This is a genomic window from Enterobacter ludwigii, assembly GCF_001750725.1.
Taxonomy (GTDB): domain Bacteria; phylum Pseudomonadota; class Gammaproteobacteria; order Enterobacterales; family Enterobacteriaceae; genus Enterobacter; species Enterobacter ludwigii.
The window spans coordinates 3,237,193-3,260,840 of sequence record NZ_CP017279.1 but is presented as its reverse complement, the minus strand read 5'-3'; the positions used below and the strand labels follow the sequence as shown (position 1 = coordinate 3,260,840).

22 protein-coding genes and 1 other annotated feature are annotated in these 23,648 nt (G+C 56.8%); of the genes, 5 read left to right on the top strand and 17 right to left on the bottom strand.

The features are described from left to right. The first annotated feature begins 56 nt into the window (after positions 1-56). Positions 57-1,394 (top strand): D-serine transporter DsdX, encoded by a 1,338-nt coding sequence (gene dsdX / locus BH714_RS15320; RefSeq protein WP_014167979.1) that lies wholly within the window; start codon positions 57-59, stop codon positions 1,392-1,394. Between the two features lie 17 nt (positions 1,395-1,411). Further along, the gene (gene dsdA, locus BH714_RS15315) at positions 1,412-2,704 is read left to right on the top strand and encodes a D-serine ammonia-lyase (RefSeq protein ID WP_040018335.1); all 1,293 of its coding nucleotides are present in this window, start codon (positions 1,412-1,414) and stop codon (positions 2,702-2,704) included. Here dsdA and BH714_RS15310 read toward each other — a convergent pair. From BH714_RS15310 to BH714_RS15295, 4 genes are all read right to left on the bottom strand, one after another. Beyond that, complete coding sequence (locus BH714_RS15310; protein ID WP_014167977.1) at positions 2,688-3,035, bottom strand: DUF202 domain-containing protein; 348 nt, start codon at positions 3,033-3,035, stop codon at positions 2,688-2,690. The genes dsdA and BH714_RS15310 overlap by 17 nt on opposite strands. Further along, complete coding sequence (locus tag BH714_RS15305) at positions 3,025-3,372, bottom strand: YidH family protein (RefSeq protein ID WP_020882741.1); 348 nt, start codon at positions 3,370-3,372, stop codon at positions 3,025-3,027. The genes BH714_RS15310 and BH714_RS15305 overlap by 11 nt, the downstream gene beginning before the upstream one ends. Before the next feature lie 91 nt (positions 3,373-3,463). Continuing rightward, positions 3,464-4,786, bottom strand: a complete 1,323-nt coding sequence (locus BH714_RS15300) for a 6-phospho-alpha-glucosidase (RefSeq protein ID WP_040018334.1) — start codon at positions 4,784-4,786, stop codon at positions 3,464-3,466. Beyond that, positions 4,783-6,405 (bottom strand): alpha-glucoside-specific PTS transporter subunit IIBC, encoded by a 1,623-nt coding sequence (locus tag BH714_RS15295; RefSeq protein ID WP_020882743.1) that lies wholly within the window; start codon positions 6,403-6,405, stop codon positions 4,783-4,785. The genes BH714_RS15300 and BH714_RS15295 overlap by 4 nt, the downstream gene beginning before the upstream one ends. Before the next feature lie 223 nt (positions 6,406-6,628). Here BH714_RS15295 and BH714_RS15290 point away from each other — a divergent pair, with 223 nt between their 5' ends. Beyond that, a complete protein-coding gene (locus BH714_RS15290; RefSeq protein WP_014167973.1) occupies positions 6,629-7,375 on the top strand; it encodes a GntR family transcriptional regulator in 747 nt (248 codons plus the stop codon). Here the strand turns inward: BH714_RS15290 and BH714_RS15285 are convergent. The 3 genes from BH714_RS15285 to ibpA all read right to left on the bottom strand — a co-directional run bounded on the left by BH714_RS15285 (position 7,343) and on the right by ibpA (position 10,132). Beyond that, positions 7,343-9,004 carry a putative transporter gene (locus tag BH714_RS15285; RefSeq protein ID WP_020882744.1) on the bottom strand — a complete coding sequence of 554 codons (1,662 nt, stop codon included), beginning with the start codon at positions 9,002-9,004 and terminating at the stop codon, positions 7,343-7,345. The two genes, BH714_RS15290 and BH714_RS15285, sit on opposite strands and share 33 nt — an antisense overlap. Before the next feature lie 152 nt (positions 9,005-9,156). Continuing rightward, positions 9,157-9,585, bottom strand: coding sequence for a small heat shock chaperone IbpB (ibpB, locus tag BH714_RS15280; protein ID WP_025202652.1), 429 nt, complete (start codon positions 9,583-9,585; stop codon positions 9,157-9,159). 136 nt (positions 9,586-9,721) lie between these two features. Beyond that, positions 9,722-10,132 carry a small heat shock chaperone IbpA gene (ibpA, locus tag BH714_RS15275; protein WP_008500162.1) on the bottom strand — a complete coding sequence of 137 codons (411 nt, stop codon included), beginning with the start codon at positions 10,130-10,132 and terminating at the stop codon, positions 9,722-9,724. Next, positions 10,126-10,198 (bottom strand) — a sequence feature (ROSE (Repression Of Heat Shock gene Expression) occurs in the 5'-region of heat shock genes and acts as an RNA thermometer to modulate expression.). Its footprint overlaps the gene before it by 7 nt. Before the next feature lie 248 nt (positions 10,199-10,446). Here ibpA and BH714_RS15270 point away from each other — a divergent pair. Then, positions 10,447-10,764: a YceK/YidQ family lipoprotein gene (locus tag BH714_RS15270; protein ID WP_025202651.1), complete on the top strand. Its 318-nt coding sequence runs from the start codon at positions 10,447-10,449 to the stop codon at positions 10,762-10,764. 10 nt (positions 10,765-10,774) lie between these two features. On the opposite strand, the gene BH714_RS15265 is transcribed toward BH714_RS15270, so the two are convergent. From BH714_RS15265 to BH714_RS15230, 8 genes are all read right to left on the bottom strand, one after another. Next, on the bottom strand, positions 10,775-12,004 hold the full coding sequence (locus BH714_RS15265; RefSeq protein ID WP_176399552.1) for a DUF3748 domain-containing protein: 1,230 nt from the start codon (positions 12,002-12,004) through the stop codon (positions 10,775-10,777). A gap of 51 nt (positions 12,005-12,055) precedes the next feature. Continuing rightward, positions 12,056-13,393 (bottom strand): MFS transporter, encoded by a 1,338-nt coding sequence (locus BH714_RS15260; protein ID WP_080271857.1) that lies wholly within the window; start codon positions 13,391-13,393, stop codon positions 12,056-12,058. Between the two features lie 72 nt (positions 13,394-13,465). After that, the gene (dgoD, locus tag BH714_RS15255; protein WP_032680044.1) at positions 13,466-14,614 is read right to left on the bottom strand and encodes a galactonate dehydratase; all 1,149 of its coding nucleotides are present in this window, start codon (positions 14,612-14,614) and stop codon (positions 13,466-13,468) included. Continuing rightward, the gene (locus tag BH714_RS15250) at positions 14,611-15,228 is read right to left on the bottom strand and encodes a 2-dehydro-3-deoxy-6-phosphogalactonate aldolase (RefSeq protein WP_014167963.1); all 618 of its coding nucleotides are present in this window, start codon (positions 15,226-15,228) and stop codon (positions 14,611-14,613) included. The genes dgoD and BH714_RS15250 overlap by 4 nt, the downstream gene beginning before the upstream one ends. Then, the gene (locus tag BH714_RS15245) at positions 15,212-16,090 is read right to left on the bottom strand and encodes a 2-dehydro-3-deoxygalactonokinase (RefSeq protein WP_040018330.1); all 879 of its coding nucleotides are present in this window, start codon (positions 16,088-16,090) and stop codon (positions 15,212-15,214) included. The genes BH714_RS15250 and BH714_RS15245 overlap by 17 nt, the downstream gene beginning before the upstream one ends. After that, the gene (gene dgoR, locus BH714_RS15240; protein WP_006177594.1) at positions 16,087-16,776 is read right to left on the bottom strand and encodes a D-galactonate utilization transcriptional regulator DgoR; all 690 of its coding nucleotides are present in this window, start codon (positions 16,774-16,776) and stop codon (positions 16,087-16,089) included. Before dgoR ends, BH714_RS15245 begins: the two co-directional genes overlap by 4 nt. Positions 16,777-17,001: 225 nt before the next feature. Further along, positions 17,002-17,814: a sugar-phosphatase gene (gene yidA, locus BH714_RS15235; RefSeq protein WP_032679289.1), complete on the bottom strand. Its 813-nt coding sequence runs from the start codon at positions 17,812-17,814 to the stop codon at positions 17,002-17,004. A 113-nt stretch (positions 17,815-17,927) separates the two neighbouring features. Continuing rightward, on the bottom strand, positions 17,928-18,953 hold the full coding sequence (locus tag BH714_RS15230; protein WP_040018328.1) for a zinc-dependent alcohol dehydrogenase family protein: 1,026 nt from the start codon (positions 18,951-18,953) through the stop codon (positions 17,928-17,930). 109 nt (positions 18,954-19,062) lie between these two features. Between BH714_RS15230 and BH714_RS15225 the strand changes: the two genes are divergently transcribed. Then, positions 19,063-20,010 (top strand): LysR family transcriptional regulator, encoded by a 948-nt coding sequence (locus BH714_RS15225; RefSeq protein WP_040018327.1) that lies wholly within the window; start codon positions 19,063-19,065, stop codon positions 20,008-20,010. Positions 20,011-20,043: 33 nt separating this feature from the next. Here BH714_RS15225 and gyrB read toward each other — a convergent pair whose 3' ends face one another. Both gyrB and recF read right to left on the bottom strand, forming a co-directional pair. Beyond that, positions 20,044-22,455, bottom strand: a complete 2,412-nt coding sequence (gyrB, locus tag BH714_RS15220; protein WP_040018326.1) for a DNA topoisomerase (ATP-hydrolyzing) subunit B — start codon at positions 22,453-22,455, stop codon at positions 20,044-20,046. A 28-nt stretch (positions 22,456-22,483) separates the two neighbouring features. Continuing rightward, complete coding sequence (gene recF / locus BH714_RS15215; protein WP_032679285.1) at positions 22,484-23,557, bottom strand: DNA replication/repair protein RecF; 1,074 nt, start codon at positions 23,555-23,557, stop codon at positions 22,484-22,486. Between the last annotated feature and the right edge of the window lie 91 nt (positions 23,558-23,648).

The following is a 23,648-nucleotide window of genomic DNA, read 5'->3' as shown; positions in this document are numbered from 1 at the left end:
ATCACCCGCTGATTTTTCGTCCAATACCCGTAAATAACATAAGGGTGAGGTGAGATATGGGTGCTCAGGTCTGGGTTGTGGCGACGCTGCTCATCAGCATCGCGTTAATCGTATTAACTATCGTAAAACTGAAGTTTCACCCGTTCCTGGCGCTGCTGCTGGCGAGCTTTTTTGTCGGTGCCATGATGGGAATGCGCCCGCTGGACATGGTGAATGCCATTGAAAGCGGTATTGGCGGCACGCTCGGCTTCCTGGCGGCGGTGATCGGGCTTGGCACCATCCTCGGCAAAATGATGGAGGTGTCCGGTGCGGCAGAACGCATTGGGATAGCGCTTCAGCGTTGCCGCTGGCTGTCAGCCGATGTCATCATGGTACTGGTGGGGCTTATCTGCGGCATTACGCTGTTTGTTGAAGTCGGCGTCGTCCTGCTGATCCCGCTGGCCTTCTCCATCGCCAAAAAGACCCATACCTCGCTGCTGAAGCTGGCCATTCCCCTCTGTACCGCGCTGATGGCGGTGCACTGCGTGGTTCCGCCGCACCCGGCTGCCCTGTTTGTCACGAATAAGCTGGGGGCGGACGTGGGGACGGTTATCGTCTACGGTCTGATGGTTGGCCTGCTGGCCTCGTTGGTTGGCGGCCCGCTGTTCCTGAAATTGCTGGGCGATCGCCTGCCCTTCAAAGCCGTCCCGGCTGAATTTTCTGACCTCAATGTTCGTGAAGAACATACGCTGCCCTCGCTGGGAGCCACGCTGTTTACCGTGCTGCTGCCCATCGGCCTGATGCTGGTGAAGACCCTCGCCGAGCTGAATATGGCAAGAGAAGGCACGCTGTATACGCTGCTGGAATTTATCGGTAACCCGATCACCGCCATGTTCATCGCCGTGTTCGTCGCCTATTACCTGCTGGGGCTGCGCCAGCATATGGGGATGGGTACGATGCTGACCCATACCGAGCATGGCTTTGGCGCCATCGCCAACATTCTGTTGATTATCGGCGCGGGCGGCGCGTTTAACGCCATCCTCAAAACCAGCGGCCTGGCCGATACCCTGGCGCACATTCTGTCGAACCTGAATATGCACCCGATCCTGCTCGCGTGGCTGGTGGCGCTGGTTCTGCACGCGGCGGTGGGGTCGGCCACGGTGGCGATGATGGGCGCAACTGCCATCGTCGCACCCATGCTGCCGCTCTATCCTAACGTCAGTCCGGAGATCATCACCATTGCCATCGGTTCCGGTGCCATTGGCTGCACGATCGTGACCGATTCCCTCTTCTGGCTGGTGAAGCAGTACTGCGGTGCCAGCCTGAACGAGACCCTGAAGTACTATACGACGGCGACGTTTATCGCCTCGGTACTTGCACTTGGCAGCACATTCCTGCTTTCTTTCATTATCTGAGCGCGAAGAGACGTACTATGGAAAACGCAACTATCAGCACCTTAACCGCACAGTTCCCTCTGATTGAGGATCTGATTGCCCTGAAAGAGACCACCTGGCTAAACCCGCGCACCACCTCGCTTGTTGAAGGGTTGCCGTATGTCGGGCTGAGCAAAGCCGATGTGGACGACGCGCATGCACGCCTTAACCGCTTTGCGCCGTATCTGGCAAAAGCGTTCCCCGAAACGGCGGCCACACAGGGGATTATCGAGTCCGAACTGGTGGCTATCCCGGCAATGCAGAAAAGGCTGGAGAACGAATCAGGGGTGGCCATTCCCGGCACGCTGCTGCTGAAAAAAGACAGTCATCTGCCTATCTCTGGCTCCATCAAAGCGCGCGGGGGCATCTATGAAGTGCTGACTCACGCCGAAAAACTGGCGCTGGAAGCAGGGTTGCTGAGCGTCGAAGACGATTACAGCATCCTGCTGGAGCCGCGTTTTAAAACGTTCTTCAGCCAGTACAGTATCGCGGTGGGATCCACCGGCAACCTCGGGATGTCCATTGGCATCATGAGCGCGCGCATCGGCTTTCAGGTTACGGTGCACATGTCTGCCGATGCCCGTGAGTGGAAAAAAGCCAAACTGCGCAGCCACGGTGTGATCGTAGTGGAATATGAGCAGGATTACGGCGTGGCGGTGGAGCAAGGACGTAAGGCCGCGGAGAGCGATCCGAACTGTTTCTTTATCGACGATGAGAACTCCCGCACGCTGTTCCTCGGCTATGCGGTGGCAGGCGAGCGGCTAAAAGCGCAGTTTGCCGCACAGGGTCGCGTGGTGGATGCGGAACATCCGCTGTACGTCTATTTGCCTTGTGGCGTCGGTGGCGGTCCTGGCGGCGTGGCGTTTGGCCTGAAGCTGGCCTTTGGCGATAACGTACACTGTTTCTTCGCCGAGCCGACGCACTCCCCGTGCATGCTGCTGGGGGTCTACACCGGACTGCATGATGCCATCGCCGTGCAGGATCTGGGTATCGACAACGTGACGGCCGCCGACGGGCTGGCGGTTGGACGCGCGTCTGGCTTTGTGGGCCGGGCGATGGAGCGGCTCCTTGACGGGTTCTATACCCTTTCCGATCAAAGCATGTACGACATGCTCGGCTGGCTGGCGCAGGAAGAAGGCATTCGCCTTGAGCCGTCGGCGCTGGCGGGCATGGCCGGGCCGCTGCGTGTTCCTGTCGCATCCGCGAACGCGACCCATCTGGTCTGGGCGACCGGCGGCGGAATGGTGCCGGAAGACGAGATGGCGAAGTACCTGGCTAAAGGGAAAAAATAAACTGCAGATGGGTGACCGCAAACAGCAGTGACAACGACAGCACCGCGAGGGCGATCAGGAACTTATCGCGCACCGCCTTCGGCTGTACAAAATCGTCCTGCGTCACATCCATTACGTTGCGACTGCGGGTATAGCGCCACAAAACGATCGCCACAAGCGCCAGCACGACCAGTGAGATCCAGAATGGCACGCCTGTGCGATGCCAGTTGTGCTTGATGGCGAGGGCAATCAGCGCGCCATACCCCAGTAACGTACGCAGCCAGGCCAGCGACGTCCGCTCCGGCTGCAGGCCGGGGTCGGCTTCGCGTCGCGCTTTGCGGTTATCCACCATACAACACCAGCACCATCACCACGCCCGCTACCGCCAGCAAAATCATGCTGATGATGAGTAACCCACGCGTATAGGGGAGATCCTGCTTGAGCCGCATCGCCTTTTCGTTACGCAGCCAGCGCAGGTAGCCGTAAATGGCCAGCACGCCGGCAAACAGGCACAGCAGCAACGCCAGCACTTCGCGGATCAGCGGCGTGGCAAAATCAGGCGCGAGCTGGTCAAGCCCCACACCCGCGGCGAGAAAGCCCAACGCGGTGCGGATCCATGCGAGGAACGTACGCTCATTAGCCAGCGAGAAGCGGTAGTCAGGGGCTTCACCGAGGCGGGAAATTTTCATGAAGATTCCTTGTCTGCTACAGGCAGGTTCCAGCATAGCGTAAATCGACAAGGCCAAGGAGACCGGCATCGGGCGATGCCGGTCAGGACGATTAATGCAGCGCTGGCCAGTACGCTTTGTTGGCCTCGATCAGGTCATCCAGAATCGCTTTCGCAACGGAGGCGCTCGGCACCGTTTTCGACAGCGTAATCGCCTGCCACAATTTCTGGTACGAGCGCTGCTCCCAGGCATCCACTACCAGTTTTTCCACCGCTACCTGTTGGCTCATCAACCCTTTCTGGAAGTGTGGAATATCGCCCACCGTTAACGGCTCCGGCCCGTTATGACCGACCAGGCACGGAATTTCTACCATCGCGTCGGCATCAAAGTTATGAATGGCACCGTTGTTGGGCACAATCAGCAGCATGCGCTCCTGAGTGTTGAAGGCAATCGCAGTCGCCAGATCGACGATGTACGACGCATGTTCGTCGATTTCCAGCTCCCCGGCGGACGATATACCGGCTTCGATAATCGCCCGGCAGGCGCTGAACACATGCTTCTCACGATGATCCATCACCTCGTTAGCGCGCGTGCGTTCCGGATTGGAGTGCGCGACCACGTAGTCCGGGAACAGGTAATATTTCAGATAGGTGTTTGGCATGGTGTCCGGATCCAGCGCCTGCACATCTTTTGCCTTCGCGAACGTGTCGTTCCAGCTGGCTTCGGTATGGGCATTGTCAGAGGGCGGCACATAGCCATTTTTCGCGACATATTCGCGCAGTTTCGGCATTAAATCATTGCCGTTTGCATCTTCAATGGATGTCCACCATCCGAAGTGGTTCAGCCCGTAGTAACGCACGCGCATCTCTTTACGGTCTTTAAGGCCGACTATCTGCGCCATACGCCCTTCAATGCCGATGGGCATATCGCAGATGTTGAGGATTTTGGCGTTGGGTCGCAGGCGACGGGTCGCTTCAGCCACGATGGCCGCCGGGTTCGAGTAGTTCAGCATCCACGCATTCGGGGAGTATTGCGTCATGTAATCGACCAGCTCCAGCACGCCGCCAATAGAGCGCATGCCGTAGGCGATCCCGCCGGGTCCGCAGGTCTCCTGACCCAGCACACCGTGACGCAGGGGGATTTTCTCGTCTTTTTCACGCATCGGGTATTTCCCCACGCGGATATGTGCCATCACAAAATCGACGTCGGTAAAGGCCGCTTCAGGATCGGTGGTGTAGCTAAACTCAATCTCCGGAGCCTGCTCTTTAAGGATGATCTTGCACGCCTCGGCGATGGTCTCCTGACGTGCGCCGTCGTTGTCATAGAATTTCAGCGCGCGCAGCGGAAAACGGTCGCGGTTGGCTAACAGCATCAGGACGATACCCGGCGTGAAGGTACTGCCGCCGCCTGCAATGACAACTGAGAATTTTTTCATGATATAGCCTCTGTCAGGGTAGTTTGTTCGTTTGTTGAAGGGGTTTTCATCAGCGATTCAAGCTGGTCTCGCACCTGAGGGACGTGCAGTCCAACAATCACCTGAATGCCGTTGCCGCGTCGCACCACACCGTGTGCGCCCAGGGCCTTAAAGACGTCGTCGCTTTGGGTTTGCGCCATGTCGACCAGCGCGATACGTAAGCGGGTGGCGCAGTTATTAATGCTTTCGATATTGGCCGCGCCGCCCAGCGCCTGCAGGAATCCGGCGGCTTGCCCAACCTGCTGGCTGGCGGCAGCCGGTGCGGTGGTTTGCCCGCGTGCCGCTTTATAATCCGCCTTGCTGTAAAGTTTGACTTCGCTCTCTTCACGGCCCGGGGTTTTAAGGTTCAGCCGTTCAATCAGCGTTTTGAAGACCACGAAATAGAGGCCGGTGAAGCAAAGACCGATACCCATCTGGGTGAATACCGTCGAGGCGTGGTTGTGGAACATGGGGATCCAGTTTTGCGGCAGAAACTGGTCCAGCAGTCCGCCGCCCATGTTGCCCACGACGCCGAAGATGTACATCACCGTCGCCATCGTGGCGGCCAGAACGGCGTGGACGGCAAACAGCAGCGGCGAAATGAACAGGAAGGTGAATTCCAGCGGCTCGGTAATGCCCACCAGCACGGCGGTCAGCGTGGCCGGGATCAGCAGGCCTGCCACTTTGACGCGGTTTTCCGGTGACGCGGTGTACCAGAGCGCCAGCGCAATCCCGACAGAGCCAAACACTTTGGCGTTGCCATGAAGCGCAAAACCGCCTTCCGGGAACAGGGTTTTCAGCGGCAGGGTGCTTTGGCTAAATTCCTGAAGATGCTGCGCCCAATAAACCTGGATGCCGCCCTCGACCGCTGCCGGGCCAAAGATAAACGGACCGTAGACAAAGTGGTGTAATCCGGTAGGGATCAGAATGCGTTCCAGGAAGGTATAAACCCACACCCCCAGCGCACCGGCAGAGCGTAAAAAGGCCTGCAGGGACTCAATGCCGAGCTGCACTTTCGGCCAGCCCATCAGCGTCAGCCAGGCGCAGGGGATCATCACAAAGAACGCGAGGATAACGACAAACGAGGTGCCCTGAAAAATCCCCAGAAAAACAGGCAACTGCTTGTCGAAATAGCGGTTGTGGATAGCGGTGACAATCCCCGAAATCACAATCGCCCCAATGATGCTGGTATCGAGCGTTTTGATACCGGCAATCATGGCCAGTCCGCTGCCGGCAGTGGGCTCAGCGGCGAAGTCGACGCCAAAGAAATGACCCCATGTCATCCCCATCGCATTGATAAAGTAGTTCCAGGTCAGAAAACTGATCAGCACCGCCAGACAGGCGCGGCCCTGCGCCTGCTTCGCCAGACCAATCGGTAAACCCACGGCAAAAATCAGCGGCATATTGCGAAACACCGCCCAGCCGCCCTCTTCAATGATGTGAACAATTTGCGCGAACAGATTATCGGGGGCGGTTAAGGCCTCGCCCACAAACAGCGGGTTGCGAAGCATGATGGCGATCCCGACCACGATCCCGGCAAAGGGAAATAACAACACCGGGGTAAACATGGCGCCGCCAAAACGTTGTATTTGACTGAGCATTTTTAAATCCTCACGTAACAACCTGTAGGGGGTAGAGGCCTTTATGATTTTTTGCTGGGCCTGAAGTGAGCATAAGAATTTACCCATGGGCGAACATGACGTGCCGCTGCGATTCGTGATCGCATTCATGGTTTTATTTTGACCAGTCAGGTCTACTTTTAGTTGTTAATATGGACATGTCAGGACGCAAGCCACGCGTTAATACGGGAAGAGAGGTCTACTGGTGATCTACAAATCTATCGCTGACAGGTTGCGGCTGCGGCTGAATTCGTCGGACTACAATATCGGGAGTCCGCTGCCGGGTGAGAAAGCGCTGGCGCAGGAGTTTGGCGTGGCGCGGATGACCATTCGGAAGGCGCTGGATCTGCTGGTGAACTGGGGGCTGGTTGAACGCCGACACGGTAGCGGGACATTCGTGGCGCGTAAAGATGTCCACCACGAAACCACCAATCTGACCGGGCTGGTGGAGGTGCTGCGCCAGCAGGGAAAAGAGGTGCAGAGCAAGGTGCTACAGTTCGAAGTGATGCCCGCTCCGCCCGCTATCGCCAGCCAGCTCCGCATTCAGGTGGATGAGCGTATCTACTTCTCGCGCCGGGTGCGTTATGTCGACGGAAAACCCCTGATGCTGGAGGACAGCTTTATGCCCGTGAAGCTGTTCCGCACGCTTTCACTGGCACATCTGGAAGGGTCGAAGTTTGATTACATCGAGAAGGAGTGCGGAATAACCATCAGCGGCAACTATGAGAGCCTGACGCCGGTGCTGGCAGATAAACAGCTCGCCGGTTACCTGAACCTGCCGGAACAGACGCCGCTGCTGCGGATAACGTCTCTCTCCTACAGCGACAGCGGCGAATTTCTCAATTATTCCGTGATGTTCCGTAATACCCGTGATTACCAGGTGGACTACCATCTGCGGCGCATCCACCCGGACGATCTGCTAACTCATCCCCCAGAACAGCACCGCCAGTAGCTGCGGGGTAATAATGCGCAGGAACATCACCAGCGGGTAGACCGTGGCGTATGACAGTGCCGCCGCGCCGCTGGTGGCGTGCAGGTTGTTGGCAAAGGCCAGTGCGGGTGGGTCAGTCATTGATCCGGCGAGCATGCCGCAGAGCGTCAGATAGTTCATTTTGGCGAACATCCGCGCCAGGATCCCCATCGTCAGGAGCGGGATCGCCGTGATAAATATCCCGTAGCCAACCCAGCTCATCCCCTCGCCCTTCACCAGGGTATCGATAAAATCGCCCCCGGATTTCAGGCCGACCACCGCCAGAAACAGCACAATTCCCAGCTCGCGCAGCGCCAGGTTGGCGCTCGGCGGCATAAACCAGTAGAGCTTACCGATACAGCCGATACGCCCGAGGATCAGCGCCATAATCAGCGGTCCGCCCGCCAGGCCCAGCTTGAGCGCGACCGGAAAACCCGGGACATACAGCGGAATGGAGCCAAGCAGCACCCCCAGCCCGATACCGATAAAGACCGGCAACATCTGCACCTGCTGCAGTTTTTGCTGGGCGTTACCCACCATGTCCGCTACCGCATCAATGGATGACGGGCGCCCAACCAGGTTCAGGATATCGCCGAACTGCAGGCTGGCTTCCGGGCTGGCGACCAGTTCCACCCCAGCACGGTTAAGACGGGAGATCACGACGTCATAGCGCTCTTTAACCTGCAAATCGCGTATTTTCTTGCCAAGCACATGCTCGTTGGTCACCACGACGCGCTCTACGCGCATATCGGTGCCGCGCGTGGAGAGCGAGGTCTCCACCTCCTGACCAATCACCAGCCGCGCGTTGTTTAAATCCCCGGGCTGTCCGACCAGGTGCAGCAGGTCACCCTGCTGAATAATGGTCCCGGGCGCAGGAACCATCAGCATATCGTCACGTTTAAGGCGTGAGCAGATAATATTGGCGCTGTTCAGGATCGGCACATCCTGAATCGCCATATTGTTGAGGTTGGGGTTATCGACGCGAATGTTGATGGTTTTGATCGGCATATGGCCGTTGGTGAGCGTGGTTTCGTGGTCTTTTGCCTCGTTTTCGACGTTAATGCGAAAGAGTACCCGCACCAGCCACATGGAGAGCAGAATGCCGCAAATCCCAAACGGATAGGCCATGGCGTAGCTCATCCCCATCTGGTCGACAATACCGGGAGAGATGCCAAGGTCGCGCAAAATTTGCTGCCCTGCACCCAGTGCAGGCGTATTGGTGACCGCCCCGGAGAAAATACCCAGCACCACCGGCAGAGGAATATCGAAGAGCTTATGCAGAATGGCGGTGACCAGCCCTCCCATCACCACAATGCCGAAGGCAAACAGGTTCAGCCGTAATCCGGAGACCCGAAGGGAAGCGAAAAAGCCAGGCCCCACCTGAATACCGATGGTGTAGACGAAGAGGATCAGACCGAATTCCTGGATGAAATGGAGCATTTCGGCGCTGAGCACCAGCCCAAGCTGGTCGGCAAAATGGCCGACAAAAATCCCGCCGAACAGCACCCCGCCTATCCCAAATCCGACGCCGCGGATTTTAACATTGCCAATCCACAGACCCACCACTGCGACCAGGGCCAACACGCTAACGGTTAACGCGATATCACTCATGATCCACTTCCTGTGCATAACCTTAGTTATGCTAAGGATTCTCTCAGAGCCGCACGCGGTTGTATGGGCGATGGCGCACAAAAAAGCCCTGCCGGGGCAGGGCGTTATCTTTTCATCCTCTCCCTGTGGGAGAGGCAACAACCCGCAGAGGGTTAACTGTTCAGCGCAGGACGCTCGCTAATGGCGATACGCTGCGGTGCAATGGCTTCCGGCACGTTGCGGGTCAGGTCGATATGCAGCAGCCCGTTGGTAAATGTCGCGCCGGACACTTCCATATGGTCAGCCAGAGTAAAGCTCAGGCTAAACGGCTGATTAACCAGGCCCTGGTGCAGCCATTTGGTCTCGGTTTCTTGTTTTTCCGGCGTACCTTTCACGGTCAGGCGCGTGCCTTCGAGCTGAATATCCAGATCGTCCTGGCGGAACCCGGCCAGCGCAAGGGTAATGCGATAGTGGTTGTCATCGCTTTTTTCGATGTTGTACGGCGGAAACGTCTGTTGCTCGGTGGTACTTTGCAGGGCATTAGCCAGTTTGTCAAAACCAATCCACTGACGCAGCAGGGGGGATAAATCGTAGTTACGCATACTAAATCTCCTTCTGAGAAGCGAGTTCGGCACAGTTTATTTTTGTGCGCAGTTGTTCCTGCAAATCCTCATGGATTCACATATGCTCCCATTACGGCAAGCAATTCTGGGTGGGCCGCTCGCGCGACCCGCATAATCAGTTGATCTCGATACGGCGCGGTTTTTTCTCTTCCGGAATCACACGTTCCAGTTCGATAAACAGCAGGCCGTTGACCAGGTTCGCGCCTTTCACGTGAATGTTCTCGGCTAACTGGAACTTGCGTTCAAAGTTGCGCTCGGCGATACCCTGATAAAGGTAGGTGCGTTCTTTCTGCTCAGCCGTATGTGAACCTTTCACCACCAGCAGGTTGTCCTGCGCGGTGATCTCCAGTTCGTTCTCTGCAAAACCGGCGACGGCAATGGCGATGCGGTAGTGGTTTTCATCAACCAGTTCAACATTGTATGGAGGGTAGCCGTTGCTCTGGCTTTGGTTATTTTCTAAATGGTTAAACAGGCGGTCAAAACCAATTGCAGAACGGTATAGCGGGGAAAGATCGAAGTTACGCATAAATAAAAGCTCCTGAAATCAGCGAGAAATTGTAGCCTTCCACCATGGACAGGCCAGTGTGCCCCTGAACACCCCTCAGGCGTGTTCGTTATCGGGTTACATTCTTAAAATGGGTCTGGAACCGGTCTTTTCAAGCGCAGCGGGCGCACTTTTTTTTGCACTTTCGTGCATCTCGCTTAGACTGGGACAACAGCACAAAGGGTTAAATTGCGATGGCTGCCACAGTGCGGGGTTATCGGGCTATCCATTTTGAACGAGGCTCGCTATAACCCTGAGTTGCAGGTTTATGCAGTGCCATTAACGATGACTGAGTGATGATGAAAAATGTTCTGATAAAGCTGACGACGTTCAGCGGGGTTGTTTTACTTTGCGGGTGTTCGAGCGTGATGTCTCACACCGGCGGTAAAGAAGGAACATATCCGGGGACGCGTGCCAGCGCTGAGATGATCTCCGATGACGATACCAACTGGGGCACAAAATCCCTGGTCATCCTGGATATGCCGTTTACGGCTGTGGCCGATACGCTTTTGCTGCCGTGGGATATGTTCCGTAAGGACAGCTCCGTGCGCTCGCGGGTAGAGAAAAGCGAGCAGCAAAATCTGGCCACCAATTCCGTCATTCCACCCGCTTAATGCCAACGCGTTAACGCTGCCCGGTTTCCGTTAGCCAAAGCTGACGGAAACCTTCTGTCTCTTCCATCCATGCAATAAAACGCCCGTCCGGGGAAAACACGACCGCATCACCAGACGGTGGATTGCCGTGATCGGACGTCAAAAACGTCACCTCTCCGGTTTGCGCATCACAGCAGGCAATCCGCTCTTCCAGCACAAATCCAAGACGGTGACCGGCAGGGTGCCAGGTAAATGCCGACTGAATGTCACTTTCGTTATGCGTCAACTGGCGTGGTTCGCCGCCTTCTGGAGCGATAAGCCACAGCTGCACAATGCCCTTATCATCACGCATCAGAAACGCAATCTGCGTCCCCTGCGGGTTACAGCGCACCCAGTGACGCGGCACGTTTACCAGCCCCGGGAATACCCGCTGGTGGGTAAAGGTCAGCCGGCGCTGCATGACACCCGCCGGGGGCGCAGGCAGCGTCTCAGGAGTTCCCTGCAGCGGCGCATCGCCCGCGCGTTTCCATCCCTGCTCGTCGTTGGGCAGATCCACAATAAACAGTTCTGGCACTTTCTCGCCTGTCGCAGACACGGTATCGCCGATAAACGCCAGCCTGTCATTGCCCACCCAGCCCTCTTCATAGGCTCGGTTGATCTCATCGCTGCCGGGCTGAGGCGCGGGCGTCGTGCGGCTCACCAGCACGCTCCAGAAGGTGCCGGAATATTCACGTGAATGCGTCCCTTGCGGCATCACCGGGCCAAAAGGTACTGCGACGCCGACGTTACGTAAATCGAGCTTCGGGTCACGCTCATGCAATACATGGTCGTTGTAGGTAAAGCTCACGAACTGTCCGTCAGGGCTAAAAACGTGCACGTGGCTGCCGCCACGCAGCGCGCCTGCGGTATAAGGCGGCGTGATATCCATGGCGTCCAGGTTACTCACCTGACCGTTGCGTACAACCACACCCTGACGATGATGAAAATCGTAGTGCCAGTCTGCATCCGGGTTTTCCGGGCCGTGGATAAAGACATATTTGTCCTGCTGCGGATGAACGGTCACCACGCCAACATGCGCACCGTGACTGGCGCGATAGATCACCTCGACGTCACCCGTAATAACATTGACCCGCTCAATAGTTTCACCGGTAAACGATGCGCCGGACGGACGCACATCGTAGGCCAGCCACTGGCTGTCCGGCGTCCAGGTATTGATATTGGTAAGCTGGTGATGACGGGAGGCGAAGGTGATTTGTTTCATGGCGTTACCCTGATGCGCAGTTATCGCATCAGGGTAAAACATTGCGAGGAATTAGCCTACACGTTTGACGTCACCCACCAGCAGGATGTAGGAGAGCGCACCGAGCAAGGCCACTGCGGAGATATAGATCAGTGCCGGGCCAAAGCCATAGTCCTGAGCCAGATAACCGATGACCAGCGGAACCGTGATCCCCCCCAGGCCGCCGACAAAGTTGAACACGCCACCGGTCAGACCAATCAGGCGCATCGGGGCCAGCGAGGAGACCAGCGACCAGGTGATGGAGGCAAAACCGTTACCGAAGAACGCAATCGCCATCAGCGTCATAATCCAGACCGGATCGTTGGTGTAGTTTGCACCCATGATGCAGGTGGAGATCAGCAGCCCGCAGATAATAGGCGTTTTACGCGCGACACCCAGCGAGAACCCTTTTTTCACCAGCCTGTCCGCCAGCCAGCCGGAAAGCAGCACACCAAAGAAGGCCGCCAGGAACGGTACGGTGGTCATAAAGCCCGCCTTCAGCGCGGTAATGCCTTTTTCCTGGGTCAGATAGTTCGGGAACCAGGTCAGGAAGAACCACAGCGTGGAGGTCACCGCGAACTGCCCCAGATAAACCCCCACCAGCTTGCGGTGGAAAACCAGCTTCCAGTCGGCTTTGGTCAGCGGCTGACGCGCCTCTTTTTTCACCGGCGCATCGCCATCCACCAGGCCGCCACCGTCGCGGATATAGTCCAGTTCAGCTTTGCTGATACTTTTGGTGAGACGCGGCGGTTGATAGACCTTGAACCAGATCAACGACCAGATAATGCCGATCCCCCCGGTCACAATAAAGACCCAGTGCCAGCTCAGCAGTTCCTGGATCCAGATCAGCAGCGGCGTCAGGAACGCCAGGCCGACAAACTGCCCGGAGGTGTAGAATCCAACGGCCGAGGCGCGTTCATGCTCCGGGAACCAGCTGGTCACCATGCGGTTATTGGTCGGAAACGCCGGGGCTTCGAAAATCCCGGTGATCGCACGCAGGCCAATCAGCGACATCAGCCCGGTGGCAAAGCCCTGGAACAGGGTCGCCACCGACCAGCCGAAGATGGCAATGAAATAGGTCAGGCGCGAGCCGACGCGGTCAAGGAACCAGCCGCCGGGGATCTGGCACAGCGTATACAGCCAGGCAAACGCCGAAAAGACGTAGCCCATTTCCGCTTTGCTGATCCCAAACTCCTCCTGAATATGGGCTGAAGCCACGGCAAGGTTGGCGCGGTCAACGTAACAGATGACCACAGTAATAAAAATCATGACCAGCGTCAGGTAGCGCCGACGCCCGGTTTTTGCAGCAGTAACAGGAATATCCATCGCAATCTGTCTCCAGATTTTGGGCATAGCGAAGCCGCTCACCATGCCCTGTAATTTACAGAGGGTGTGTTTGTTATTGTTGAAATTACTTTTTAGTGGCGATGTGCTTAGGCTGAATTACCACTCAGCGACAGAGCCATCTTCATGACGCCATAACGGGTTACGCCAGTCCGGCGCGTTTTTACTCAGCTCAATGACTTTGGCTTCGTCGATATCCACGCCAAGGCCCGGCTTCGTTAACGGTTTAAAGAAACCGCCTTCCATGCTGAAATCATCTTTGTTTTTCACAAAGTCGAGCAGTTCCGCGCCCTTGTTATAGTGAATGCCCATGCTCTGTTCCTGGAACACCGCGTTGCGCGAGACAAAGTCGACGTGCAGACAGGCTGCCAGTGCGATCGGCCCCAGCGGACAATGCGGTGCCAGCGCCACGTCGTAGGCTTCCGCCATCCCGGCGATTTTGTAGCATTCCGTGATGCCGCCGGCATGCGACAGATCCGGCTGCAATATCGCCAGGCCGCCAGCTTCCAGCACGCGTTTGAACTCGAAGCGCGAGAACATGCGCTCACCGGCGGCAATCGGGATATGCGTCTGTGCGGCCAGTTTCGGGTAGTACTCCGCCTGCTCGGCCAACACCGGCTCTTCGATAAACAGCGGACGGTACGGCTCCAGCTCTTTAATCAGCACTTTGGCCATCGGCGCGCTGACACGACCGTGGAAGTCCAGGCCAAACTCAATCTCGTTGCCGAACGCTTCACGGATCTGCGCCACGGTATTTACCGCGCGGTCTACCGCCCGTGAGTTGTCGATGACGCCCATCTCTTCGCAGCCGTTCAGTTTAAAGGTGTCAAAACCAATATTGCGCAACTGCCTGATACCGTCGATCACTTCCGCGGGACGGTCGCCGCCTACCCAGCTGTAGGCTTTGATTTTGTCGCGCACCAGGCCGCCCATCAGCTGCCAGACCGGCGCATTCAGCACTTTGCCTTTGATATCCCATAACGCCTGGTCGATACCGGCGATGGCGCTCATCAGAACCGGTCCACCCCGGTAGAAACCCGCGCGGTACATCACCTGCCACAGGTCGTTGATGCGGGCAGGATCTTGTCCTGTCAGGTACTCGCCCAGCTCATGCACCGCCGCTTCCACGGTACGCGCACGCCCTTCAATGACCGGTTCGCCCCAGCCGACCACGCCTTCATCGGTTTCGATTTTCAGGAACAGCCAACGCGGCGGTAAACGGTACGTGGTGAGTTTGGTTATTTTCATTTCACTGCCTCTCGATACGCTTTCACAAATGCGGCCGCCTGCTGTGCGGTACGTTCGACGGATTGCCCGGCGCGATAAAGATCGCTGCCCAGACCCGCCCCGACACAACCTGCGTTGATCCACTGCGCCAGGTTTTCTGGCGTCACGCCCCCCACGGCAAAGACCGGTACGCTGGCGGGCAATACCGCTTTCAGCGCGCTGATATAGGCCGGACCAAAAGCCGATGACGGGAAAATTTTGAGCGACTGCGCGCCCGCATCGAGAGCCGCGAACGCTTCTGTTGCCGTTGCGCATCCCGGACAGACGGTCATGCCGTAGCCCACTGCGCGGCGGATCACCTCAGGGTGAATATTCGGCGTCACAATCAGCCTGCAGCCCATCTGCGCAAGCTGATCCACCTGCTCCGGTTGCAGAACGGTGCCAGCGCCAATCAGCGCCTTATCACCAAACGCGTCCACGACCGCCGGGATGCTCTTTTCCCACTCTGGGGAATTAAGCGGTATTTCCACGGCGTCAAAACCGGCGTCGATCGCCGCACCTACGTGCGCTAATACCTCGTCGGGCGTGACGCCGCGCAGGATAGCGATGAGGGGAAGATTAGTTTGCCACTGCATGAGCGATGCTCCTTATTCCTGCCTGAAATGCCGTGTCGCCCTCTACCGCCGCCACGTCCCGCCCGATGGCATTGAACGCCTGGCGGTAGCGAGAGGTCAGCGATGAACCCGCGACGAGGGTGATGGTCTGTTGCCCGGCGAACTGCTCGCTCAGGCTGGCGACTTCCGCGCCAATCAACAGGCCCGATAAAAATTCGCTGACCTGCGTACGGGGAAGCGTGCCCAGTACATGCGAAGCGCGAACTTCAAAAAGTTGCGGCAAAACGGCAGGGCTGGCGATACCCCGCTCCAGCCCGGCGGCAAAGGCCTCGGGCGAAGCGTCCTGCTCCGGCAACCCCGCGCCCACCAGCGAGTGCGTCAGCAGCAAGTGGTGCAGCTCACCGGTCATCACGGTGCGAAAATCGTGGATGTGCTCAGCGTCGGCCTGCACCCATTTACAGTGCGTGCCGGGCATGACGTAGACAGAAGAAGGAGAGAGCATGCGCGCGCCAAGGAGCTGGGTCTCTTCGCCGCGCATCACATTGTGGTTATCGTTCCGGGAAACGCATAATCCTGGAATAATCCAGATATTGTCACCAACGGACGTTAACTGCTCGCCAATGGCAGCGAACGCGGCAGGTACGGGCAGATAAGGCGCGACCTTCCAGCCCACGTTACTGCCCACCATGCCCGCCATGACCACCGGCGTGGTGCTCTCGCGCCAGTTGTGTGTCACCTCTGCTAACACCGCCTCGGGGGATTTACCGTTCAGGCGCGTCACGCCTGCTTCTGATTGCCTGCTTTCCAGGCACTGCTCGCCCTGATACAGCCAGGCGCGCAGATTGGTCGATCCCCAGTCAATAGCGATGTAGCGAGATGTCATGTGATTTCCTTCAACCTTCGTGTCGAGCTGGCGATCATCGTGAGTGCCGCCTGCTCTGCCGCATCGCCGTCCTGATGCCGGATAGCATCGAACAGCGCTTTATGTTCCTGGAGCGTTTTTGGCATGTTGGCCTCATCGCCCATCCAGGTTCGTTCAAATACCGCGCGCTGTAGCGAGCTGATGGCAACGCTAAGCTGCTGTAATACCGGGTTATGGACCGACTGCAGCACCGCTTCGTGATAGCGGATGTCCGCTTCGTTGAACGCATCCCGGTTCTGGTTATTGGCAATCATGTCGTTCAGGGCGGACTCAATCTGAGCCAGGTCTCCTGACGTTGCACGTTCCGCAGCCCAACGGGCGATGGCCGGCTCTACCAGGTTTCGTACCTCACTCATCGCGCCAATCAGCCTTGGGTCGTAGTCGTTTTCCAGCACCCACTGCAGGACATCGGTGTCGAGGTAGTTCCACTGATTACGCGGGGCGACAAAGGCGCCGCGGTAGCGCTTCATTTCAATCAGCCGCTTTGCCATGAGCGAGCGAAACACTTCCCGAATGATGTTGCGCGAGGTTTCAAACTCCTCACACAGCTCTGCCTCAGCAGGCAGCGGTGAACCGGGAACGTACTTTCCACCCACGATCTGGGTGCCCAGCGTGATGACGATGCGATCGGTTTTATTGAGAGTCATGGAGAGTCCTTATGCTCTGTATGTTCAGGACTACTTTACCTCGACCGCTGAATTTCGCCTCACTTTTGCAGTACAAACGTGACGCCTTTCATCATTACCGTGGTTGTAATGTAGTACAATCAGTTAATGTTGTACTACAATCAAGATCACAAAAAGAACAATTCGATAAATTCAGCGCAAAAAAAACCCCGGTTGATAACCGAGGCTGATGAGCGTGAAACGCTGTTACTGCAGGACAAATTTCTCGATCGCGTAGGCAACGCCGTCTTCGAGGTTAGATTTGGTCACGAAATTGGCCACGTCTTTCACCGACGGGATCGCATTGTCCATTGCCACACCCATGCCCGCATATTCAATCATCGCAATGTCGTTTTCCTGATCGCCCAGCGCCATGATCTCGTCCGGTTTGATGCCCAGCGTATCTGCCAGCGATTTCACACCTGTGCCTTTATTAACGCGTTTATCCAGGATTTCGAGGAAGTACGGCGCACTTTTCAGCACGGTGTATTTCTCTTTTACCTCAGCCGGAATGCGCGCTATCGCTTTATCCAGGATGTCAGGCTCATCAATCATCATCACTTTCAGGAACTGGGTGCTCGGATCCATTTTCTCAGCTTCGCAGAACACCAGTGGGATCGTCGCGACATAGGATTCATGTACGGTGTAATAGCTGATATCACGGTTAGCGGTATAGAGCGTATTGCGATCGAGCGCGTGGAAATGGGAACCGACCTCGCGGGACAGTTTTTCCAGGAACAGGTAATCGTCATAGTTCAGCGCGGTTTGCGCCACCGTGCTGCCATCCGCCGCCTTCTGTACCAGCGCACCGTTATAGGTAATGCAGTAATCGCCCGGCTGATTCATGTGCAGCTCTTTCAGGTAGCTGTGCACGCCCGCATACGGACGACCGGTGGTCAGTACCACATTCACGCCTTTTGCGCGCGCAGCGGCAATCGCGTTTTTAACGGCTGGAGAAATAGTGTGGTCTGGCAGCAACAGCGTGCCGTCCATGTCGATAGCAATAAGTTTGATAGCCATAGGGTCCCCGGGATAAATGAGTGCTGCCTCATGCTAACGCGATTAAGCCCACAAAAATAGAGCTACATTGCGCAACAAAAGCCCCCTTTTACGCCTGTCCCGGGGATAACGGCTTACTCGCGGGTGAGGACTATTTTGCCAAAAGCACCGCGGTCGAGGTGTACAAGCGCCTCTTCAAGCTGGTTAAAACGGTAGCGGTGTTCAATCACCGGTTTCAGCCCCGTGACATCGACGGCGCGGACAAAATCTTCCAGCGCACGGCGGTGTCCGACACCAATCCCCTGAATCACCGGTGATTTCAGCAAGAGTTCGCTGGCAGGCAGCGAGATTTCACTCCCGGCCAACACGCCAATGACGGATATGCGCCCGTGAACGGCAACGGCCCGCAGGGAATGTATCAGGTTCTCCCCGCCAACGGTTTCAATAATATGGTCGATACCGCGATCCTGCGTCAGCGCGTAAATCTCGTCAGCCCAGTTCCCTTTAAGCCGGTTGATGCCCCGATCGGCACCGAGCGTTTTAGCCAGCGCCAGTTTTTCATCACTTCCCGACGTCACAAAAACTTCTGCACCGTGTGCTTTGGCGATTTGCAACGCGAAGATTGCGACACCGCCTGTGCCTTGCACCAGCACCGACTGTCCGGCACGTAACTGTCCGCGCTCCACCAGTGCAAACCATGCGGTAAGCCCCGCGCAGGGTAAGGTGCTGGCCTCTGCGTCATCCAGCGTTTCCGGGGCGGCCACCAGCCAGTTTTCACGCATGATCACGTATTCAGACAGCATCCCCTGAAAGTAACCGCCCAGCGTCTGGTAGGGCAAATTGCGGGCGTCGCCTTTCGGTTTACCGTCTATCCACTCCGGAGAGAAGGTGGAGATGACACGAGCACCGGGTTTAAAGCGGGTAACGCCTTCACCCGTACTGTCCACCACGCCTGCCATGTCAGATGCCGGAGTAAACGGGAAGGTGAGCGCGATCGGCATGTTGCCTTCAATGACCATTTTATCGCGATAGTTGAGCGCAACAGCGTTCACCCGCACGCGCACTTCACCCGGGCCCGGCTGGGGAACAGGCGCCTGAGTGAGTCTGAGGTTTTCACGCCCAAGGGCGTCCATTGACCAGCGTTGCATCATCTCTGTCATCTTTTTCTCCTGTTATCAAATGCACTTCAGTACTGACAGTCTAACGTTGACTCATGGTCGCCAGTGGCGATACCTTTTCCCACTATTGATTCCTGAAGAGCAACAATCCATGACCGATACGCTGAAGGATATTCCCGTTTTTGTCGCCGCCGTAGAGGCAGGCAGTTTTGCTCAGGCCGCGGTGCGTTTGCATTTGTCGCGCTCGGCGGTAGGGAAAAGCATTGCTCGCCTTGAAGCGCGGCTGGGGGTACGCCTGTTTCAGCGCACAACGCGTAGCCAAAGCCTGACCGATAACGGTGCCCTTTTTTATGAACGTTGCCTGCGAGCACTCCAGGAAATCCGTGGCGCGGAGTCGCTGCTGGAAACAGGGAAACATCAGGTGAGTGGCCGTCTGCGTGTTGCCATGCCGGTGCTGTTTGGCCGCCAGTGCATCGCCCCGCTGCTGATAGCCTTGACGCAGGAGCATCCTGCCCTTGAGCTGGAAATGTCATTCAGCGATCGCGTAGTGGATATCGTCGAGGAAGGGTTTGATATGGCGGTGCGAAACGGCGCACTGCCGGACAGCACCATGCTGGTCGCCAGACGCCTGGGGGAACACCGAATGGTGCTGTGCGCCGCGCCGGAGTACCTGAGGAATTACGGCCAGCCTGAAACCGTTGCCGATTTACGCCAGCATAAGACCATTAACTACCTGCGTGCCGGCAGGGTGTTACCGTGGGAACTGGCGGACCACGAAGGCACGCAGCACACCCTAATTCCCCGTTCATCCCTCAATATGGACGATCTGCAGGCTATCTGCGACGCAGCGCTGGCCGGGCATGGTATTGCATGGTTACCCTGCTGGATGGTGCGCAAAGAGCTGCAGAATGGAAGGCTCATCCCACTCTTAAAACAGGCACCGGATGTGCGTTTCGACGTTCACGCGGTCTGGCAGCAGACGCCGCATCTGCCCCTGCGAGTCAGGATTGCGGTCGACATGCTGGTCAGCCGGTTACCGTCAGTCCTGTCGCTGGAGCTGGATGCTGATAATTCTGCGCACACAAAAAAGCCGCGCTGAACGCGCGGCCTCTGACTTGCGGTGTAACCACCCTTAGATATCGATATTTGCCGCTTTCAGGGCGTTCTCTTCGATAAAGGCTCGACGTGGTTCAACCGCATCGCCCATCAGGGTTGTGAACAGCTGATCGGCTGCAATCGCATCTTTAACGGTCACGCGCAGCATACGACGGCTTTCCGGATCCATGGTGGTTTCCCACAGCTGATCCGGGTTCATTTCACCCAGACCTTTATAACGCTGAATAGACAGACCACGACGGGACTCTTTCACCAGCCACTCCAGCGCCTGCTCGAAGCTTGCTACCGGCTGACGACGTTCACCACGTTCGATAAACGCATCGTCTTCGATAAGACCACGGAGCTTCTCACCCAGCGTACAGATACGGCGATATTCCGGACCGGTCACAAACTCGTGCTCCAGGGGGTAATCGGTATCTACGCCGTGAGTACGCACGCGCACAATCGGTTCGAACTGCTGCTGAGCATTCTGCTGGACATCAAACTTCCACTGGCTGCCGTGCTGCTCTTTCTCGTTCAGCTCGGTTACCAGGGTGTTCACCCAGCGGGTAACAACCTTTTCATCGCTCAGATCGGCTTCCGTCAGGGTTGGCTGATAAATCAGCGCCTTCAGCAGCGATTTAGGATAACGACGCTCCATACGACCAATCATTTTCTGCGCCGCGTTAAACTCGGACACCAGACGCTCCAGCGGCTCACCGGCCAGTGCAGGGGCGTGAGAGTTCGCATGCAGGGTCGCACCATCAAGCGCGATCGCGATTTGGTACTGATCCATCGCTTCGTCGTCTTTGATGTACTGTTCCTGTTTGCCTTTCTTCACTTTGTACAGCGGTGGCTGTGCAATGTAGACGTGGCCACGTTCAACAATTTCTGGCATCTGACGATAGAAGAAGGTCAACAGCAGCGTACGGATGTGCGAGCCGTCGACGTCCGCATCGGTCATGATGATGATGCTGTGGTAGCGCAGTTTGTCCGGGTTGTACTCGTCACGGCCGATGCCGCAACCGAGCGCGGTGATCAGCGTTGCCACTTCCTGAGAAGAGAGCATCTTGTCGAAACGGGCCTTCTCTACGTTGAGGATTTTACCCTTCAGCGGCAGGATAGCCTGATTCTTACGGTTACGGCCCTGCTTCGCAGAACCGCCCGCGGAGTCCCCTTCCACAAGGTACAGTTCGGACAGTGCCGGGTCGCGTTCCTGGCAGTCAGCCAGTTTGCCTGGCAGGCCAGCTAAATCCAGCGCGCCTTTACGACGGGTCATTTCACGGGCTTTACGCGCCGCTTCACGGGCACGTGCCGCATCGATAATTTTGCCAACCACGATTTTCGCGTCTGACGGGTTTTCCAGCAGGTATTCGCTAAGCAGTTCGTTCATCTGCTGTTCAACCGCCGATTTCACCTCAGAAGAGACCAGCTTGTCTTTAGTCTGAGAGGAGAACTTCGGATCCGGCACCTTCACGGAGACAACCGCGATCAGGCCTTCACGGGCATCGTCACCGGTGGCGCTGACTTTCGCTTTCTTGCTGTAGCCTTCTTTGTCCATATAGGCATTCAGGGTACGGGTCATCGCCGCACGGAAGCCCGCAAGGTGAGTACCGCCGTCACGCTGTGGAATGTTGTTGGTGAAGCAGTAGATGTTTTCCTGGAAACCATCGTTCCACTGCAGCGCCACTTCCACGCCAATACCGTCTTTTTCGGTAGAGAAGTAGAAGATATTCGGGTGAATTGGCGTTTTGTTCTTGTTCAGATACTCAACGAACGCCCGGATACCGCCTTCGTAGTGGAAGTGGTCTTCTCTGTTGTCGCGTTTGTCACGCAGACGAATCGAGACACCGGAGTTCAGGAACGACAGTTCACGCAGGCGTTTCGCCAGAATCTCATATTCGAACTCGGTAACGTTGGTGAACGTTTCAAGGCTCGGCCAGAAACGCACCATGGTACCGGTTTTGTCGGTGTCACCCGTAACAGCCAGCGGTGCCTGCGGCACGCCGTGCGTATACAGCTGACGGTGAATTTTGCCTTCGCGCTGGATAACCAGCTCCAGTTTCTGCGACAGGGCGTTAACCACGGACACACCTACACCGTGCAGACCGCCGGAAACTTTATAGGAGTTATCATCGAACTTACCGCCTGCGTGCAGAACGGTCATGATAACTTCCGCAGCCGATACGCCCTCTTCCGGGTGAATACCGGTTGGGATGCCACGACCGTCATCGGTGACGGAGACGGAGTTGTCCGCATGGATCGTGACCACGATGTCTTTACAGTGACCCGCGAGCGCTTCGTCGATAGCGTTATCTACCACCTCGAATACCATGTGGTGCAGACCGGTGCCGTCATCCGTGTCGCCGATATACATACCCGGGCGCTTACGCACCGCATCCAGCCCTTTCAGGACTTTGATACTGGAGGAGTCATAAGAATTCGACATCAACGTTTCTCGCTCATTTCAACTTGGGTTAATCCGTTATTTTACCCTTTTCCACGGTAAACATCTTCGAATTTTCGTCCGACATGTCTATAACGTGTTCAGCGCTAATCGCACTGACGAAAACCTGTGACTGCGTGGCTTTTAAGCGGCTGGCAAGCAGCCCGCGCCGCGCGTCGTCAAGTTCCGAGGCAAAATCATCTATCAGGTACAGGCAGCGTCGCCCGCTCTCGCGGGTCAAAAACTCTCCCTGCGCCAGGCGCAGCGCACACATCAAAAGCTTGAGCTGCCCACGCGACAGCGTGTCTTCCACCGGCGCACCGTCGGCACGAATGCGGAAATCCGCCTTGTGCGGGCCATGTGCGGTGTAGGTCAGCATGCGGTCGCGCTCGAAATTTCTCTCTAACACTTCGGCATAATCTGTCTCTTTCTCCCAGCCGCGCTGGAAGGAGAAGGTGAGAGAGAATTCAGGTAAAAACTGTTTGCAGGTGTCGGCCATATCGTCGGCGATACCCGCGCTGTATTCGGCACGCCAGCAGCTGATTTGTTCCGCAAGGGGAATTAATTCCTTGTCCCACGGGCGCAGCTGGGCGTAGCGTGTCACCTGGCGCAGTGCAGCGTTACGCTGCTTAAGCAGGCGCTTCAGGTTGCTCCAGGCGTTAAAGAAACCGGCTTCGTTGTGAAAGCATCCCCAGTCAAGGAAAGCTCTTCTGTATTTGGGGCCGCCATTGAGTAAAGTAAACCCCTCCGGCGTAATCAGCTGCATTGGCATCAGCAGCGCGAGCTCAGCCACTTTGTGGCCGTCAGTACCGTCGATACGAACCTTGCTGTCGCCCTGCTTGTCTTTGGTCAGACCGATGGCCGTTTCACGCTCCGCGCCCTGCAAACGCCCGTGCAGAACAAAGGCTTCCTGTTCGTGGCGAATGACGCGGCCAATTTGCAGACTGCGAAACGCCCGTCCATGGCCGAGCGTGTAGATGGCCTCAAGCACGCTGGTTTTGCCGCTGCCGTTCGCGCCAACCAGGAAATTAAAGCCAGGGGATAAAGCGAGATCCGCGTTTTCGATATTGCGGAAATCTTTAATTAAAAGGCGCGTCAGTGACATATCTGGATTTCTTCGGGCCAGGGCGTAATCGGCTCAGCCCGTTTCAACGCGGACTGCACGCAGACCCTGGCGCGTACACGAAGTACGAGAC

Excerpts from the sequence above, each read along its gene's own strand:
- dsdX (WP_014167979.1), top strand. The coding sequence starts at position 57 with ATGGGTGCTCAGGTCTGGGTTGTGGCGACGCTGCTCATCAGCATCGCG.
- dsdA (WP_040018335.1), top strand. The coding sequence starts at position 1,412 with ATGGAAAACGCAACTATCAGCACCTTAACCGCACAGTTCCCTCTGATT.
- BH714_RS15310 (WP_014167977.1), bottom strand. The coding sequence starts at position 3,035 with ATGGTGGATAACCGCAAAGCGCGACGCGAAGCCGACCCCGGCCTGCAG.
- BH714_RS15305 (WP_020882741.1), bottom strand. The coding sequence starts at position 3,372 with ATGAAAATTTCCCGCCTCGGTGAAGCCCCTGACTACCGCTTCTCGCTG.
- BH714_RS15300 (WP_040018334.1), bottom strand. The coding sequence starts at position 4,786 with ATGAAAAAATTCTCAGTTGTCATTGCAGGCGGCGGCAGTACCTTCACG.
- BH714_RS15295 (WP_020882743.1), bottom strand. The coding sequence starts at position 6,405 with ATGCTCAGTCAAATACAACGTTTTGGCGGCGCCATGTTTACCCCGGTG.
- BH714_RS15285 (WP_020882744.1), bottom strand. The coding sequence starts at position 9,004 with ATGAGTGATATCGCGTTAACCGTTAGCGTGTTGGCCCTGGTCGCAGTG.
- ibpB (WP_025202652.1), bottom strand. The coding sequence starts at position 9,585 with ATGCGTAACTACGATTTATCCCCCCTGCTGCGTCAGTGGATTGGTTTT.
- ibpA (WP_008500162.1), bottom strand. The coding sequence starts at position 10,132 with ATGCGTAACTTCGATCTTTCCCCGCTATACCGTTCTGCAATTGGTTTT.
- BH714_RS15270 (WP_025202651.1), top strand. The coding sequence starts at position 10,447 with ATGATGAAAAATGTTCTGATAAAGCTGACGACGTTCAGCGGGGTTGTT.
- BH714_RS15265 (WP_176399552.1), bottom strand. The coding sequence starts at position 12,004 with ATGAAACAAATCACCTTCGCCTCCCGTCATCACCAGCTTACCAATATC.
- BH714_RS15260 (WP_080271857.1), bottom strand. The coding sequence starts at position 13,393 with ATGGTGAGCGGCTTCGCTATGCCCAAAATCTGGAGACAGATTGCGATG.
- dgoD (WP_032680044.1), bottom strand. The coding sequence starts at position 14,614 with ATGAAAATAACCAAACTCACCACGTACCGTTTACCGCCGCGTTGGCTG.
- BH714_RS15250 (WP_014167963.1), bottom strand. The coding sequence starts at position 15,228 with ATGCAGTGGCAAACTAATCTTCCCCTCATCGCTATCCTGCGCGGCGTC.
- BH714_RS15245 (WP_040018330.1), bottom strand. The coding sequence starts at position 16,090 with ATGACATCTCGCTACATCGCTATTGACTGGGGATCGACCAATCTGCGC.
- dgoR (WP_006177594.1), bottom strand. The coding sequence starts at position 16,776 with ATGACTCTCAATAAAACCGATCGCATCGTCATCACGCTGGGCACCCAG.
- yidA (WP_032679289.1), bottom strand. The coding sequence starts at position 17,814 with ATGGCTATCAAACTTATTGCTATCGACATGGACGGCACGCTGTTGCTG.
- BH714_RS15230 (WP_040018328.1), bottom strand. The coding sequence starts at position 18,953 with ATGACAGAGATGATGCAACGCTGGTCAATGGACGCCCTTGGGCGTGAA.
- BH714_RS15225 (WP_040018327.1), top strand. The coding sequence starts at position 19,063 with ATGACCGATACGCTGAAGGATATTCCCGTTTTTGTCGCCGCCGTAGAG.
- gyrB (WP_040018326.1), bottom strand. The coding sequence starts at position 22,455 with ATGTCGAATTCTTATGACTCCTCCAGTATCAAAGTCCTGAAAGGGCTG.
- recF (WP_032679285.1), bottom strand. The coding sequence starts at position 23,557 with ATGTCACTGACGCGCCTTTTAATTAAAGATTTCCGCAATATCGAAAAC.